The organism is Phytobacter sp. MRY16-398, assembly GCF_003925915.1.
Taxonomy (GTDB): domain Bacteria; phylum Pseudomonadota; class Gammaproteobacteria; order Enterobacterales; family Enterobacteriaceae; genus Phytobacter; species Phytobacter diazotrophicus.
In genome coordinates this window covers 5,300,010-5,316,456 of the sequence record NZ_AP018756.1, presented here as the reverse complement: position 1 = coordinate 5,316,456, position 16,447 = coordinate 5,300,010, and the positions used below count along the sequence as shown (strand labels likewise).

At 55.5% G+C, this 16,447-nt stretch carries 14 protein-coding genes; 12 read left to right on the top strand and 2 right to left on the bottom strand.

What is annotated here, in order from left to right; genetic code table 11:
• Position 1: 1 nt before the first annotated feature.
• The 11 genes from hflC to rlmB all read left to right on the top strand — a co-directional run bounded on the left by hflC (position 2) and on the right by rlmB (position 11,251).
• On the top strand, positions 2 to 1,006 hold the full coding sequence (gene hflC, locus MRY16398_RS25945; protein ID WP_039077812.1) for a protease modulator HflC: 1,005 nt from the start codon (positions 2 to 4) through the stop codon (positions 1,004 to 1,006).
• Between the two features lie 74 nt (positions 1,007 to 1,080).
• Positions 1,081 to 1,278, top strand: coding sequence for a DUF2065 domain-containing protein (locus MRY16398_RS25940; protein WP_125125475.1), 198 nt, complete (start codon positions 1,081 to 1,083; stop codon positions 1,276 to 1,278).
• 103 nt (positions 1,279 to 1,381) lie between these two features.
• Positions 1,382 to 2,680 carry an adenylosuccinate synthase gene (gene purA / locus MRY16398_RS25935; RefSeq protein ID WP_039077810.1) on the top strand — a complete coding sequence of 433 codons (1,299 nt, stop codon included), beginning with the start codon at positions 1,382 to 1,384 and terminating at the stop codon, positions 2,678 to 2,680.
• Positions 2,681 to 2,831: 151 nt separating this feature from the next.
• Complete coding sequence (nsrR, locus tag MRY16398_RS25930; RefSeq protein ID WP_039077809.1) at positions 2,832 to 3,260, top strand: nitric oxide-sensing transcriptional repressor NsrR; 429 nt, start codon at positions 2,832 to 2,834, stop codon at positions 3,258 to 3,260.
• Positions 3,261 to 3,414: 154 nt separating this feature from the next.
• Positions 3,415 to 5,847: a ribonuclease R gene (gene rnr / locus MRY16398_RS25925; RefSeq protein WP_125125474.1), complete on the top strand. Its 2,433-nt coding sequence runs from the start codon at positions 3,415 to 3,417 to the stop codon at positions 5,845 to 5,847.
• Between the two features lie 221 nt (positions 5,848 to 6,068).
• A complete protein-coding gene (gene cuyA, locus MRY16398_RS25920) occupies positions 6,069 to 7,085 on the top strand; it encodes a D-cysteate sulfo-lyase (protein WP_110295183.1) in 1,017 nt (338 codons plus the stop codon).
• Positions 7,078 to 7,803, top strand: a complete 726-nt coding sequence (cuyB, locus tag MRY16398_RS25915; RefSeq protein ID WP_125125473.1) for a cysteate racemase — start codon at positions 7,078 to 7,080, stop codon at positions 7,801 to 7,803. The genes cuyA and cuyB overlap by 8 nt, the downstream gene beginning before the upstream one ends.
• A gap of 75 nt (positions 7,804 to 7,878) precedes the next feature.
• Positions 7,879 to 8,880, top strand: a complete 1,002-nt coding sequence (locus tag MRY16398_RS25910) for a taurine ABC transporter substrate-binding protein (protein WP_125125472.1) — start codon at positions 7,879 to 7,881, stop codon at positions 8,878 to 8,880.
• Positions 8,877 to 9,647 carry an ABC transporter permease gene (locus MRY16398_RS25905; protein ID WP_125125471.1) on the top strand — a complete coding sequence of 257 codons (771 nt, stop codon included), beginning with the start codon at positions 8,877 to 8,879 and terminating at the stop codon, positions 9,645 to 9,647. Before MRY16398_RS25910 ends, MRY16398_RS25905 begins: the two co-directional genes overlap by 4 nt.
• Complete coding sequence (locus tag MRY16398_RS25900) at positions 9,647 to 10,423, top strand: ABC transporter ATP-binding protein (protein ID WP_125125731.1); 777 nt, start codon at positions 9,647 to 9,649, stop codon at positions 10,421 to 10,423. Before MRY16398_RS25905 ends, MRY16398_RS25900 begins: the two co-directional genes overlap by 1 nt.
• A 93-nt stretch (positions 10,424 to 10,516) precedes the next feature.
• Complete coding sequence (rlmB, locus tag MRY16398_RS25895) at positions 10,517 to 11,251, top strand: 23S rRNA (guanosine(2251)-2'-O)-methyltransferase RlmB (protein WP_039077803.1); 735 nt, start codon at positions 10,517 to 10,519, stop codon at positions 11,249 to 11,251.
• A gap of 179 nt (positions 11,252 to 11,430) precedes the next feature.
• Here the strand turns inward: rlmB and MRY16398_RS25890 are convergent, their stop codons facing one another.
• The gene (locus MRY16398_RS25890) at positions 11,431 to 12,711 is read right to left on the bottom strand and encodes an MFS transporter (RefSeq protein WP_125125470.1); all 1,281 of its coding nucleotides are present in this window, start codon (positions 12,709 to 12,711) and stop codon (positions 11,431 to 11,433) included.
• A 162-nt stretch (positions 12,712 to 12,873) separates the two neighbouring features.
• On the opposite strand from MRY16398_RS25890, the gene MRY16398_RS25885 reads away from it, so the two are divergent.
• A complete protein-coding gene (locus tag MRY16398_RS25885; RefSeq protein WP_125125469.1) occupies positions 12,874 to 14,493 on the top strand; it encodes an isovaleryl-CoA dehydrogenase in 1,620 nt (539 codons plus the stop codon).
• Here MRY16398_RS25885 and MRY16398_RS25880 read toward each other — a convergent pair.
• Complete coding sequence (locus tag MRY16398_RS25880; RefSeq protein WP_125125468.1) at positions 14,490 to 16,424, bottom strand: methyl-accepting chemotaxis protein; 1,935 nt, start codon at positions 16,422 to 16,424, stop codon at positions 14,490 to 14,492. The two genes, MRY16398_RS25885 and MRY16398_RS25880, sit on opposite strands and share 4 nt — an antisense overlap.
• Between the last annotated feature and the right edge of the window lie 23 nt (positions 16,425 to 16,447).

The following is a 16,447-nucleotide window of genomic DNA, read 5'->3' as shown; positions in this document are numbered from 1 at the left end:
GATGCGTAAGTCAGTTATCGCGATTATCATCATCGCGCTGGTAGTGCTCTACACCTCTATTTTTGTCGTAAAAGAGGGTGAACGCGGGATCAAATTCCAGTTCAGCAGCGTGGTGCGTGACGGCGATAAAAAGCCGGTAATTTATGAGCCTGGTCTGCATTTTAAAGTGCCTTTTATTCAGTCAGTTAAAATGATGGACGCGCGTATCCAGACGATGGATAACCAGGCCGATCGTTTCGTGACCAAAGAGAAGAAAGACCTGATTGTCGACTCGTACATCAAGTGGCGGATCAGTGATTTCAGCCGTTACTTCCTGGCGACGGGCGGCGGTGACGTCTCTCAGGCGGAAGTACTGTTGAAACGTAAGTTCTCGGACCGTCTGCGTTCTGAAATTGGTCGCCTGGATGTCAAAGATATCGTGACCGACTCTCGTGGCCGCCTGACGCTGGAAGTGCGTGACGCGCTGAACTCCGGTTCTGCGGGTACGGTAGACGAAGTGACAACGCCAGCGGCGGATAACGAAATCGCTAAAGCGGCGGAGCGCGTTCAGGCTGAAACCAACGGTAAAGTGCCGGTGGTGAACCCGAACAGTATGGCGGCGCTGGGTATTGAAGTTGTTGACGTGCGTATCAAGCAGATCAACCTGCCAACCGAAGTGTCGGAAGCGATCTTCAACCGTATGCGCGCTGAGCGTGAAGCGGTTGCCCGTCGCCACCGTTCTCAGGGTCAGGAAGAGGCTGAAAAACTGCGCGCAGCGGCCGATTATGAAGTCACGAAGACACTGGCAGAATCTGAGCGTCAGGGCCGTATCCTGCGTGGTGAAGGCGATGCCGAAGCGGCGAAACTGTTTGCTGACGCCTTTAGTCAGGATCCTGACTTCTACGCCTTTATCCGTAGCCTGCGTGCTTACGAAAGCAGTTTCCAGAGCAACCAGGATGTGATGGTGCTCAGCCCGGATAGCGATTTCTTCCGTTACATGAAGACACCGACTTCCGCGACACGTTAAACTGACGTCTCGATTTTATAAGTAAAAACCACCGGCCCATCAGGGCGGTGGTTTTCTTTTTATAAGGATAAAAAATGAACGCAACAATCTGGCTGGCACTGGCGCTCGTGTTGGTGTTTGAAGGGCTCGGTCCGATGCTTTATCCCCGAACCTGGCGTCGCATGATTGCCACGATGAGTACATTGCCAGACAACCTGCTGCGTCGCTTCGGAGGGGGTCTTGTGGTCGCCGGTATCGTTATCTACTACATGTTGAGGAAAACGATTGGCTGATCAAAAAACGGTCGGATTTGCCTCATTTTGGGTACAAAAAGTGCTGTATATCTGAAAAAGCGATGGTAGAATCCATTTTTAAGCAAACGGTGATTTTGAAAAAATGGGTAACAACGTCGTCGTACTGGGCACCCAATGGGGTGACGAAGGTAAAGGGAAGATTGTTGATCTTCTGACTGAACGGGCTAAATATGTTGTTCGCTACCAGGGCGGTCACAACGCAGGCCATACTCTCGTAATCAACGGTGAAAAAACCGTCCTCCATCTTATTCCATCAGGCATTCTTCGTGACAATGTGACCAGCATCATCGGTAACGGTGTTGTGCTGTCTCCTGCTGCTCTGATGAAAGAGATGAAAGAACTGGAAGACCGTGGTATCCCGGTTCGTGAACGTCTGCTGCTCTCCGAAGCATGCCCGCTGATCCTTGATTATCACGTTGCGCTCGATGTGGCACGTGAGAAAGCGCGCGGTGCGAAAGCTATCGGCACCACCGGTCGTGGTATCGGGCCAGCTTATGAAGATAAAGTTGCTCGCCGCGGTCTGCGTGTTGGCGACCTGTTCGATAAAGCGACCTTTGCTGACAAACTGAAAGAAGTGATGGAATATCACAACTTCCAGTTGGTGAATTTCTATAAAGTTGAAGCGGTTGACTACCAGAAAGTGCTGGACGATGTCATGGCGATTGCCGACATCCTTACCGCGATGGTGGTTGATGTTTCCGATCTGCTGGATCAGGCGCGTAAACGCGGCGACTTCGTGATGTTCGAAGGCGCGCAGGGTACGCTGCTGGATATCGACCACGGTACCTATCCGTACGTCACCTCCTCTAACACCACCGCAGGTGGCGTGGCAACCGGTTCAGGCCTGGGTCCGCGTTATGTGGATTACGTACTGGGTATCATCAAAGCCTACTCCACCCGCGTGGGTGCGGGTCCGTTCCCGACAGAACTGTTCGATGATATCGGCGAGTTCCTGTGCAAACAGGGTAACGAATACGGCGCTACCACCGGTCGTCGTCGTCGTACCGGCTGGCTGGACTCCGTTGCCGTTCGTCGTGCTGTGCAGATCAACTCCCTGTCTGGCTTCTGCCTGACCAAGCTGGACGTCCTGGACGGCCTGAAAGAAGTGAAGATCTGTGTTGCTTACCGTATGCCGGATGGTCGTGAAGTGACGACGACTCCGCTGGCGGCAGACAACTGGGAAGGTATTGAGCCGATTTATGAAACCATGCCGGGCTGGTCTGAATCGACCTTTGGCGTGAAAGAGCGTAGCGGGTTACCGCAGGCGGCGTTGAATTACATCAAACGCATTGAAGAACTGACTGGCGTGCCGATCGATATTATCTCTACCGGTCCGGACCGCACAGAAACCATGATCCTGCGCGACCCATTCGACGCGTAATGATCCAGGGGGCTTGCCTTGCAGGCCCCTCTCTTCCTGCTTTTTTCCCCTTCAGTTCAAATAAATTAGCGGCATCACTGTTGGCTGGTTTATCATCAATAGAGTCAATACCTGTAGGTATCTCACCTTTCTCCCTTTTACTGAGGTAGATGTGCAGTTAACAAGTTTTACGGATTACGGATTACGCGCACTGATTTACATGGCTTCCTTGCCGGAAGGAAAGATGACCAGCATTACCGAGGTCACTGAAATTTATGGTGTGTCCCGTAATCATATGGTCAAAATAATCAATCAACTTAGTCGTGAAGGTTACGTTGCTGCCGTCAGAGGAAAAAACGGCGGGATACGCCTTGGTCGGGCGGCGAAAGATATCTGCATTGGCGATGTCGTGCGTGACCTGGAACCGCTGGCGCTGGTTAACTGTAGCAGTGAGTTTTGCCATATTACTTCCGCCTGCCGCCTTAAGCGGGCGCTTTCTAAGGCTGTGCAAAGTTTCCTCAAGGAGTTGGATAACTACACGCTGGCCGATTTGGTTGAAGAGAATCAACCGCTTTACAAATTACTGCTGGTGGAAGGATAAAAGCCCTGAGTATTTCGCGTTACATCGCGGCGGCAACTGAACGAATGCCCCCGGCGCTTATATCGATAAGTGACGGGGTGAGTGAAAGAAGCCAACAAGAGGTAGCGTGGAAGATAACGGGACTTTCACCAGAGATGACAACGGAGGAACCGCTATGTCACACGATCCTTTCCAGGAACGCGAAGCTGAAAAATACACAAACCCCATCCCCAGCCGCGAATTTATCCTCGAACATTTAACAAAACGCGAAAAACCGGCCAGCCGTGAAGAGCTGGCAATTGAACTCAATATCGAAGGCGAAGAGCAAAACGAAGCACTGCGCCGCCGCCTGCGCGCCATGGAGCGCGACGGACAACTGGTCTTTACCCGCCGTCAGTGTTATGCCCTGCCAGAACGCCTTGATTTGCTGAAAGGAACGGTTATCGGTCACCGCGATGGCTACGGCTTCTTGCGCGTAGAAGGCCGCAAAGACGATCTGTACCTCTCCAGCGAACAGATGAAAATGTGTATTCACGGCGATCAGATTCTGGCCCAGCCGCTGGGTGCCGACCGTAAAGGTCGTCGTGAAGCGCGTGTTGTGCGTATCCTGGTACCGAAAACCGGTCAGATTGTTGGCCGTTACTTTACCGACGCGGGCGTCGGCTTTGTGGTGCCGGATGACAGCCGTCTGAGTTTCGACATCCTGATCCCGCCAGAAGAGATCATGGGCGCGCGCATGGGCTTTGTGGTGGTGGTTGAACTGACCCAGCGCCCGACCCGTCGCACTAAAGCCATCGGTAAAATTGTCGAAGTACTGGGCGACAATATGGGCACCGGCATGGCTGTCGATATGGCGCTGCGTACCCATGAAATTCCGTATGTCTGGCCGCCTGCGGTTGAAAAACAGGTTTCAGGGCTGAAAGAGCAGGTGCCGGAAGAGGCCAAAGTGGGCCGCATAGACTTGCGTTCCTTGCCACTGGTCACCATCGATGGTGAAGATGCCCGCGACTTCGACGACGCCGTTTATTGTGAGAAAAAACGCGGCGGCGGCTGGCGCCTGTGGGTTGCTATTGCCGATGTCAGCTATTACGTCCGCCCGGGCACGCCGCTGGATGATGAGGCGCGAGCTCGTGGAACCTCGGTCTATTTCCCATCCCAGGTTGTGCCGATGCTGCCGGAGGTGCTCTCCAACGGCCTGTGTTCACTCAACCCGCAGGTTGACCGCCTGTGCATGGTCTGCGAAATGACCATTTCGGCAAAGGGTCGTCTGACGAGTTATACATTCTACGAAGCGGTAATGAGCTCCCATGCCCGTCTGACCTATAACAAGGTCTGGCATATACTGCAGGGCGATCAGGATCTGCGCGAGCAGTATGCGCCGCTGGTTAAGCACATCGAAGAGTTGCACAACCTCTATAAAGTTCTTGATGCCTCCCGTGCCGAACGTGGCGGTATCTCTTTTGAGAGCGAAGAAGCGAAGTTCATCTTCAACGCCGAGCGTCGTATTGAGCGCATTGAGCAAACTCAGCGTAATGATGCCCATAAACTGATTGAAGAGTGCATGATCCTCGCGAATATCTCGGCGGCGCGTTTCGTTGAGAAAGAGGATGAACCCGCGCTGTTCCGTATCCACGACAAGCCAACGACTGAAGCGATCACTTCTTTCCGTACCGTCCTGGCGGAGTTGGGCCTGGAGCTACCGGGCGGTAACAAGCCTGAGCCTGCGGATTATGCAGCACTGCTTGAGTCCATCGCCGATCGTCCCGATCATGAGATGCTGCAAACCATGCTGCTGCGATCCATGAAGCAGGCGGTCTACGATCCGGAAAATCGCGGCCACTTCGGTCTGGCGCTGCAATCCTACGCACACTTTACCTCACCGATCCGCCGTTATCCTGACCTGTCGCTGCACCGTGCCATCAAATATCTGCTGGCGAAAGATGAGGGCCATACCGGCAACAGCACCAAAACCGGCGGTTGGCACTACTCTATGGAAGAGATGCTGCAACTGGGCCAGCACTGCTCAATGACTGAACGTCGCGCGGATGAAGCGACCCGTGAAGTCTCTGACTGGCTGAAATGCGACTTTATGCAGGACCAGGTGGGCAATACCTTCCCTGGCGTGATTGCCAGCGTCACCGGCTTTGGCTTCTTTGTACGCCTGACCGATCTGTTTATCGATGGTCTGGTGCACGTCTCCACGCTCGATAACGACTACTATCGCTTCGACCAGGTGGGCCAGCGTCTGATTGGCGAATCGGGCGGCCAGACTTACCGTCTGGGCGACAAAGTGGAAGTGCGCGTGGAAGCGGTCAATATGGACGAGCGTAAAATCGACTTCTCGTTGATTTCCAGCGAACGCGGCCCGCGTAATGTGGGTAAAACCGCACGTGAAAACGCGAAGAAAGGTAACGGCGCTAAGCCGTCGGGTAAACGTCGTCAGACCGGTAAGAAAGTTAATTTCGAACCCGACAGCGCATTCCGTAAAGCGAAAAGCCCCGCGAAACCGAAGAAAGAAAAAAGCGTGAAAAAGCCGTCTGCGAAGACGCAAAAAATTGCCGCAGCGACTAAAGCGAAGCGTGCGTCAAAAAAGAAAGACGCTGAATAAATAGCGCTGAAATACCGCCTGATAACCCCTCTCTATGCAGAGGGGTTATTCTTTTTTAACGTAATATATTCCCGCGTGTAATAGAAATAGCCCTCCGGACGGTTATTTCTCTGACTTAGCTAAATTGTGAGAATCGATATTTATTATTGGTGATTAGCGCTCAGAATCTGATGTGTATAGTGACTCCCATCTGTTATTCGCTTATTTAGCAAGGAGTCGTTATGCATCTGGCGCGCTTTCCCCGACTTTCGCTCGGCCATTTTCCCACTCCCCTGGAGCCTCTGAATAATCTCTCTGCATTACTCGGCGGTCCGAAAATATGGATCAAACGCGATGATGCGACAGGGCTTGCCAGCGGCGGCAATAAAACCCGTAAGCTGGAATTTCTGCTGGCCGATGCGCTGGAGAAAAAAGCCGATGTGATCATTACCCAGGGGGCGACCCAGTCTAACCATGTGCGCCAGACCATTGCCGGTGCGGCGAAACTTGGGCTGGCCGCAAAAGTGCTGCTGGAAAAACGCGTTACCGACTTTGGCGAAGACTATCAACGCTCCGGGAATATCCTGCTGGATGATTTGCTGGGCGGCGAAATCGTTGCCCATCTGCCGGGCGGCACCGATATGCAGCAGGCAATGGAAGAGTATGCCGCGACGCTGCGTGAGCAGGGCCATAACCCCTACATTATCCCTGGCGGTGGCTCTAACCCCATTGGTGCGCTGGGTTATGTCGCCTGTGCCGAAGAGTTACTGTACCAGTCTTCACAGTTACGTTTGCGTATTGATCATGTCGTGCACGCCACCGGCAGCACCGGCACACAAGCCGGGCTGGTCGCCGGGTTTACCGCCACCAACAGCCAGGTGCCGGTGCTGGGGATAAGCGTTCGCGCACCCCGGGCAAAACAGGAAGAGAACGTCTGGAATCTGGCTTCACGTACCCTGGCGCTGCTGGGTGTGCCGGGTGAGCTGCCGCGTGAGGCGGTGGTGGCGAACAGCGATTACGTTGGTGACGGTTATGGCCTGCCAACCGAGAGCATGCTGGAGGCACTGACCCTCTTTGCCCGCCATGAAGGCATTCTTCTCGACCCGGTCTATTCCGGGAAAGGGGCTGCCGGGCTTATCGACCTGATTCGCAAGGGCCATTTCCGCAAGGATGAGAACGTGGTGTTTATCCACACCGGTGGTTCCGTTGGCCTGTTTGGCTATCGCCAGGTGCTGGAGGCGCATGCCCGTCATGGCTAAGCCCTTTTTGCTTGGCGTGCTGGGCGGCATGGGGCCGCTCGCCACGCTCGACTTTCAGCACAAATTGCTCGACGCCACACCGGCGCAGAGCGATCAACACCACCTGCCGTCGGTAGTGTGGAATGTGCCGCAAATCGCCGACCGGCAAAAGGCGCTGGCCGGGGCTGGTCCGTCGCCGTTGCCTCAACTGCTTGAGGGCATTGAAAAACTGAATCAGGCGGGGGTGAGCCATATCGCTATTCCTTGCAACACCGCGCACCACTGGTATCCGCAACTGAGCGCCGCCAGCGATGCGCCCATTCTGCATATCGTGGATGCTACCCTGGATGCGCTGCTAACGGTGGCGAAAAAGCCCGAACGTGTCGGCATCATTGCCACCAAAGGGACGCTGGACGCCGGCTGGTTTCAGCAGCGTCTGGCAGCGCAGGGCATTGAATCCATTACGCCCACCGAAGACGAGCTGGCGGAGTGGTTTGTGCCCGGCTGCTATGCCGTGAAGCGCGGCAAACTGGCTGAAGGCGGCGAACTGCTCTCATTGCAGGCGCTGGCGCTGATGGCGCGCGGCGCGCAGCAACTGGTGCTGGCTTGCACGGAAGTCCCGGTGGCTCTGCGAGCGGTGGAAGCGCCGTTTCTGTCACTTACGCACGACCCCGCACAATCGCTGGCCGAACGATGTTCCCGCCTCTGGCAGGACTATCGCCTCACGCAACTGGCATAAAACAACACGCTTTAATTGACTATTTTCCCCTGCTTCGCGGGAAAGATGACTCGCATTTACCTCAAGGAAAAAGAAATGAAAAAAACGCTCGGCATATTACTCGCAGCAGGTAGCCTGTGGGCCAATATCGGTATGGCCGCCAATCCTCCAGAAGTCCGTGTGGCTTATAGCGGCGGCTCGCAGGTATTAATGCTCGCTAAAGCCGACGGCTCTTTAGATAAAGCCTTACACAGCCAGGTAAAATGGGTGCAATTTGCCTCCGGTGCCGATGCCCTTAATTATTTCGCCAGCAATGCGATTGATATTGCCAATTTTGGCTCCAGTCCGGCAACCGCAGGTATTGTCCGTAAATTGCCTGTGGAAATTATTGGCGTCTCAGGCGTTATTGCCAGCTATGAACGTTTAATTGGCAAAGACGGCATCAACACGATTAAAGATATTGAAGGGAAGCGCGTGGCCTATCCGCCAAACTCTACGGCGGCTTATGCGCTGGAAGCGGCGATTAGCGTCAATAAACTCGATCGCAGCAAAATAACGCTGTTGCCTTTACGCCCGGCAGAGATGGTGGCAGCGTGGAAACGCGGCGATATTGACGCAGGTTACGTCTGGGCTCCCTTCGCGCAGGAGCTGGAATCCTCCGGCGGTCATCAGGTCTTTGCCACCAAAGATCTGCAGAAAGATGGCTACCTGATTTACAACAACTACGTAGTACGTAAGGCCTTTGCCGAACAGTACCCGGAAGCAGTGAGCGCCTTCCTGCGCGTGCATCAGCAGAAAGTCGACGAGTTTAAGAAAGACCCGGAAAGCGCTGCCGCTATCGTTGCGAAAGAAGTGGGCGCACCGGTCACCACCGCTGCCAATACGCTGGGCGGGCTGGAGTACCCAACGCTTGCTGAGCAGGGCACTGCGGCCTGGTTGGGTAACGGTACGGACACCACCCATAGCGGCATTGGCAAGGCGCTGACCAAAACCTCTAACTTCCTTGCAGGCATTGGCGAAATTCGTAAGCAGGATATCCCGGAAAACTGGGACACGGCGATTGATTCCCGTTACATCCGGGAAGCGGCGGCGAAATGAAAGTAGGTCAGCATATCGCCATCAGCGTGTTTTCGGTGGCGGTTTTCTTCGCGCTCTGGCAACTGGCGGCCACCCGGCAATGGGTGGACCCGCTGTTACTGCCGTCACTCACCGATATTGGCCTGACGGCAGAAGAGCTGCTGGCGGACGGTTACCGCCAGGTCCCGCTCTGGCAGCATGTGGCGGTGAGCCTGGCCCGTGCGCTGAGCGCCTTTGCGGTCGCGATTGTGCTGGGTATCCCGCTCGGACTGCTGATGGGGCTGTCACCCGGTTTGTCCGCGGTGCTTAACCCATTTGTGCAGTTCCTGCGCCCGTTACCGAAAATCGCGCTGATCCCGCTGGCCGTGGTCTGGCTGGGGATAGGGGAAGCGTCGAAATTCTTCCTGATCTTTATCGCCACCTTCCTGAGTGTGGTGGTGGGGGCGTCGGCGGCGGTGGAGCGGATTGGTCGGGCACGCATACAGGTGGCGCAAACGTTGGGGGCAACCAAAGGGCAGATTTTCCTGCGTGTGGTACTGCCGGATGCCCTGCCGGATCTCTTTACCACCGTCAGGCTCTCTATTGGTATTGGCTGGACCTCGTTGATTGCCGCTGAGATGGTCGCCGCCAGTTCCGGCCTTGGCTGGATGGTCATCAACGCCAGCTCTTATTTACGTACCGATATCGTCATGCTCGGCATCCTGCTCTTGGGCGGGACGGGGTATCTGTTGGATTTATTACTGCTGGGACTGCAACGCCTGTTTGTCCCGTGGGCGGGGAAAGAATGATGAGTGCTATCCAGCTTGAAAATATCTCCCTTTCGTTTGCGGCAAAACCGCAGCCGTTTACGGTGCTGGAGGAGATCAACCTCACCCTCGATAAAGGGGAGTTTGTCGTGCTGTTAGGCCCGTCGGGCTGCGGCAAATCCACCATTCTCAACCTGGTCGCCGGGTTTACCAAACCGGACAGCGGCCGCGTACTGGCGAGCGGAAAACCGGTGCGGCAGCCGGGGCCGGAGCGCGGCATGATCTTCCAGCAGCCGAATCTGTTCCCGTGGCTGTCGGTGCTGGATAACGTCACCTTCGGCCCGCGCCTGGGCCGTTATCAAAAAGAAGAGGTCAATGCACGGGCGCAGGACTGGCTGAACCGCGTGGGCCTGAAAGGCTTTGAGCAGCATGCGCCATGGCAGCTTTCCGGGGGGATGAAGCAGCGTGTGGCGCTGGCCCGCGCCTGGCTGCCGGGGCCAGAAGTGCTGCTGCTGGATGAACCCTTCGGCGCACTGGATGCACAAACCCGCCTGATGATGCAGGAGCTGCTACGGGAGGCCTGGCTGACGACTGGCACCACGCTACTGTTCGTGACTCACGATGTAGAAGAGGCACTGTTTCTGGCTGACCGCATTCTGGTGATGTCGGCCAAACCGGGAAAAATCGTCGAAGAGATTGTTCTGCCCTTTGGCCGCGAGCGCGATATCGAAACGCTCGCGGAGCACCCGCGTTACGGCGAAATCAAGCAGCACGTTTTACACCGCGTCCGCCAGGAGGCGAAACGTCATCTTAGTTGATTCGATCTGGGGCGTCTGTCGGTTATAATGGGGCGATGTGAATGTCTCACAGCTTCTTTAACCCGGCGATATCGCCTCAAATGAGTACCATTGATGAGTGAAATGATTTACGGCATCCATGCGGTGCAGGCCCTGCTGGAACGCGCTCCGGAGCGTTTTCAGGAAGTCTTTATTCTTAAGGGTCGCGAAGACAAACGCCTGATGCCCCTGATCCATGCGCTGGAAGCGCAGGGTGTCGTGATTCAGGTCGCTAACCGTCAATATCTGGATGAGAAAAGCGAAGGCGCGGTCCATCAGGGCATCATCGCTCGCGTGAAACCGGGCCGTCAGTACCAGGAAAACGATCTGCCGGATCTGATCGCCAGTCTCGATCAGCCTTTCTTCTTGATCCTCGATGGCGTCACCGATCCACACAATCTGGGGGCCTGCCTGCGTAGCGCCGATGCGGCGGGCGTTCACGCTATCATCGTGCCGAAAGACAAATCTGCCCAGTTAAACGCGACCGCCAAAAAAGTGGCCTGTGGTGCGGCAGAAAACGTCCCGCTGATCCGTGTGACCAACCTCGCGCGTACCATGCGGTTGCTGCAGGAAGAGAATATCTGGATTGTCGGCACCGCGGGTGAAGCTGACCACACCCTGTTCCAGAGCAAAATGACCGGCCCGATGGCGCTGGTGATGGGTGCGGAAGGTGAGGGGATGCGTCGTCTGACGCGCGAGCATTGCGACGAGCTCATCAGCATTCCGATGGCGGGCAGCGTGTCGTCGCTGAACGTGTCGGTCGCCACCGGTATCTGCCTGTTTGAAGCTGTACGTCAGCGCACAAAATAAACCGCAAAAGGCAACGTAAGTTGCCTTTTTAGTGTTTGCTCCCTCTCCCTGTGGAGGTAAAAGCAAAACGGCAACGTTGGTTGCTGTTTTTAGTGTTTGCTCCCTCTCCCTGTGGGAGAGGGCCGGGGTGAGGGCACCAGACCGCACGACTCCCAGCAAGGTGAGGGCATCAGACCGCACTACTCCTCCAGTGAACGCTGGTGATCATCCTTCCTGAGCGTCATCAGCGCAATCACGCTGACTACCGCCGTTGCCATCACGTAATACGCCGGAATATCCAGATTCCCCGTCTGCTTAATCAGTCCGGTAATGATCAACCCCGCACAGCCTGAAAAAATCGCATTCGACAGCGAATAGGCCAGCCCCAGGCCGGTATAACGAACCCTGGTCGGGAACATCTCAGCCAGCATGGCGGGCCCTGGCCCTGCCAGCATCCCCACCAGTCCACCAGCGATAAACACCACCACCGCCTTGATAAATATCGTGCTTGATTCCGCCTGTAATACTTTCAGCAGCGGCAGCGCCAGGATGAGCAACAGCACTGCGGCGGTGACCATCACGGTGCGTCGACCAATCCTATCGCTCAGCATGCCGGAGGGAATAATCGTCAGGGCGAACCCGGCATTAGAAATCACCGCAATCAACAATGCCTGGTTAAAGCCGGTGTGCAGCGCCGACTGAACGTAGGTCGGCATAATCACCAGATAGGTATAACCCGCCGCTGACCAGACCATCAGGCGACCAATCCCGGTGATAATCGCTTTTAGCGTACTGGCGAAACTGGCCGCCTGAGGGGGAGCTGCCTGCGCTTGCTGATGTACAAAACTGGGTGTCTCTTCCATATGAACACGTAGCCAGAGCGCAACGGCGCCCATTGGAATAGCGATGAAAAAGGGAATACGCCAGCCCCAGTCATGAAGGGCCTCCGGACTAAGTACTGCTGACAACAATGCTACGACCCCGGCCCCTGCCAGCAGACCGAGGGCGACGGTCAATGACTGCCACGCACCGTACAAACCGCGCTTACCTCGGGGGGCAAACTCGGTCATCAGCGAGACGGCCCCGCCATATTCCCCACCGGCAAACAGCCCCTGCAAAATGCGCAGGCCGGTAATAAGCAGCGGTGCGGCGACGCCGATACTGGCATATACCGGCACCACGCCAATGGCCGCCGTGGCTAGCGTCATCAGTACGAGGACAATAATCAGCGTTGGCTTACGGCCTATCCGGTCACCCATGCGGCCAAACACCACCGCACCCAACGGGCGGAAGAAAAAGGCGACGGCAAAGGCGGCATAGGTCAGGATCAGACTGGTGATAGCAGATTCACCTTCGAGGGTAAAAAAGTTCTTCGCAATCACCGTGGCAAGAAAGCCATAGACCGCAAACTCGTACCATTCAATAAAATTACCGATAGAGCCTGCGACCAGCGCTCTTTTTTGTGCATGTGTTGTTGTCATGGGCGTCACCGTTCCTGGTTTCATATCGTTAAGCCTCGCCGCTAAGTGCGGGTAACGCAAACAGAAAGCGCCCATACGCACCGTTTTGTGACCGCTATCGCGGGCGGAACGCCTGCCATCTGCCCATACTTATTGCCGATGCCATTGATGGAGGGCAAACAGATGCACTGGCAAACGCATACCGTTTTTAATCAACCCATCCCCCTGAATAACAGCAATCTTTTCCTTTCTGACCGAGCCCTGTATGACGCTGTTATCCGTGAAGGCGCAGCCTGGGATACTGATTTACTGGCCAGTATCGGCCAGCAATTGGGTACGGCAGAATCGCTGGAGCTCGGCAGGTTGGCTAACGTTAATCCCCCGGAACTGCTGCGTTATGACCCGACGGGGGCACGACTCGATGATGTACGGTTTCACCCGGCATGGCACTTACTGATGCAAGGCTTGTGCGCCAACCGTGTTCATAACCTGGCATGGGAAGAGGACGCGCGCAGCGGCTCGTTTGTTGCCCGCGCCGCGCGGTTTGTGCTCCATGCACAGGTGGAAGCCGGTTCGTTATGCCCGGTTACCATGACCTTTGCCGCCACGCCGCTATTGCAGCATTCCCTTCCTGCGCCTTTCCAGGATTGGCTAAAACCGCTGATGAGCGACCGTTACGACCCGCATCTCGCGCCAGGCAACCAAAAGCGCGGTTTGCTGATTGGCATGGGGATGACGGAAAAACAGGGCGGCTCGGACGTGCTCAGTAATACTACGCGGGCGCAACGCAGCGGCGACAGCTACCGGCTGGTGGGGCATAAATGGTTTTTCTCGGTGCCGCAGAGCGATGCGCATCTGGTCCTGGCGCAGGCGGAAGGCGGACTCTCCAGCTTTTTTGTGCCGCGTTTTTTACCTGACGGACAGCGCAACGGTGTGCGGCTCGAACGTCTGAAAGACAAGCTGGGTAACCGCTCGAATGCCAGCAGCGAAGCAGAATTTTGCGAGGCCAGCGGCTGGCTGGTAGGAGAAGAGGGCGACGGCGTGCGTCAAATCCTCAAAATGGGTGGTCTGACCCGTTTTGACTGTGCGTTGGGGAGCCATGGTCTGATGCGCCGGGCATTTTCCGTAGCCCTGTACCATGCTCATCAGCGTCAGGCATTCGGAAAAAATCTCGTCGACCAGCCAATGATGCGGGAAGTCCTTAGCCGGATGGCGTTGCAACTGGAAGGGCAGACGGCGTTTTTATTTCGCCTTGCCCGTGCCTGGGATGGTCGCACTAAGCCGGAAGAGACGCTTTGGGCACGGCTGTTTACCCCCGTTGCGAAATTCGCGGTCTGCAAAGCGGGTATGCCCTTTGTTGCCGAAGCCATGGAAGTGCTGGGCGGCATTGGCTATTGCGAGGAGAGCGAGCTTCCACGGCTTTACCGGGAAATGCCGGTGAACAGTATCTGGGAGGGCTCCGGCAATATTATGTGTCTTGATGTCTTACGCGTGCTGGCTAAACAGCAGGGCATCAGTGAGTTGTTGCACGATGCGTTTGGTGCGGTCAAAGGTCAGGACAGGCATTTTGATCGTGCATGGCGTCAGTTACAGCAACAGTTGCGTAAACCTCTTGAGGCGCAAGGGCGGGAGATTACCCGGCAACTGTATCTGCTAGCGACGGGGGCGCAATTATTGCAGTTCGCTCCCCCGTCAATAGCACAAGCCTGGTGCCGGATGATGTTGGATATACGCGGCGCGTCTGTTGTGGCTGAGCAGGTCCAAAGTGACCTGCTGCTGCGTGCCACGGGCGGTGCCGGTTAGTCCGTTTTCAGGCTGAACAGGCGGACCACCTCCGTCAGATGTGCCCCTTTTTCGCGCAGCGTGCCAGCGGTTTGCTCACTGCGCGAAACCCGTCCTGCGTTAATATGCGTGGCTTCACCAATATGCGTCATGGCGATATTGACCTGATTAACCCCTGCCGACTGCTCATGAGAGGCGTTGTTAATCTCGTTAACCAACTGGTTAATGTGGTTCATATGCGCGGTGATAGAGTCCATCGCCTGCCGGGTATTGTTAGATAACGTATGCCCCTCATGGACTTTTTTGAGCGTATCGCTGGTCAGTTCATCGATCTCTTTTACCGCATTGGCGCTGCGGGCTGCCAGCGCCCGTACTTCCTGGGCCACGACGGCAAATCCTTTACCATGTTCCCCGGCGCGAGCGGCTTCAACCGCAGCGTTAAGCGCCAGGATATTGGTCTGGAAGGCGATAGATTCAATCACATGGGTGATGTCGGCAATTCGCTGAGAGGCGGTACGAATCGCGTCCATGGTGGCAACCGCTTCTTCGACGGTTATGCCACCCTTTTGTACTTCCCGGGCGGTTTCATTCACCAATGACTGCATCTCTTCCATATTGGCGGCATTCTGCTGTAGGGTCGCCGCAAGTTGCTCCATGCTGGCTGAGGTCTCCTCGACGCTGCTGGCCTGCTTGTTAATTTGCTCGCTGATTTCACTGCTGTCGGCGGCAAGCGCATTGGTGCCGTGGTGAATATCACTGGCCGATTCACGCACTTGTAAAACAATGGCATGCAAGCCATTGCCGATCCCGTTGATGGCATCAATGAGTTGCCCCACTTCGTCCTGACGTTTGACTTCCAGACTGGCCCGCAGATCGCCCGACGCATAGCGGCTGGCCAGGCCAATGGCATCACGAAGAGGGCGGGTCAGCCAACGGCGAACAATTACCACAAACAGTGCGGCAAACAGCAGAGAGAGCACCAGCCCGGCTATCAGGAACTGGTTGCGTAGCGTGTTGACATCATTGAGTAATGCCGCCTTGTCGACTTCACCCACCACCGTCCAGTTCCAGCCGGGCACAGTTATCCATGAGAGCATTTGTCGATGACCATCGGGGCGCTGCTGTTCCAGCGTACCGGTAGTCTGTTGCAGAACGGTATTCAGATCGCGCTCATCCCACTGCGGGCGTTTACCCTCCTCGCTGGGGTGGAACAGGTAATTACCGTAGTTCTTACCATTATTACGATCCAGTACGTAGAAACGGCCGCTATCGCCAAGCTGGCGTCCGAGGATCTTACTGCGCATGATCTCCCATGAGTGGGTGATGTCCACGCCGACAAATAAGATGGCTATGGTATTGCCGTTGTTATCTTTTACCGGCTGGTATTGCGTGATGTAGCGCTTACCGAATAATAAGGCCAGCCCACGGTAGGTTTCGCCTTTCAACGCCGGAGCAAAAGCCGGGCTGGCTTTGTCCAGTTTCGTGCCTATCGCACGATCGCCATTCTCTTTACGTAACGAGGTAGCAACGCGCACAAAGTCATCGCCACTGCGCACAAACAGCGTGGCGATAGCCCCGGTGCGGGTAAGAAAATCATCAACAATGGCATTGTTTTCATGAAGGTCACTGTCGCCCCCTTTCAGCAAGGGAACGCTAATGCCGTTAATTTCACGGCGTTGCGCCTGATCGATGGTCACAGGTTGAGGCAAAAAACTGCTGAACAGACGGGTATAGCTTTCAACCTCTTCGCTCAGGCTGCTGTTAAACATTTCTACCATATCCTGAACGCCCGTGGACTGGTTATGGAGATCTTCCACCGCCAGCGTTTCCAGTTGTTGGCTGGCTTTATTGCTTAACAGAAAGGTGAAAATCAGGAAAAGCACGGCTACGCTTGTGCCCGTCAAAAGAGAAAGTTTGGTGCCGAGTCCAATGCGACTAAAAAAGGTGCTCATAAAATATCCGCTGATAAGAATGT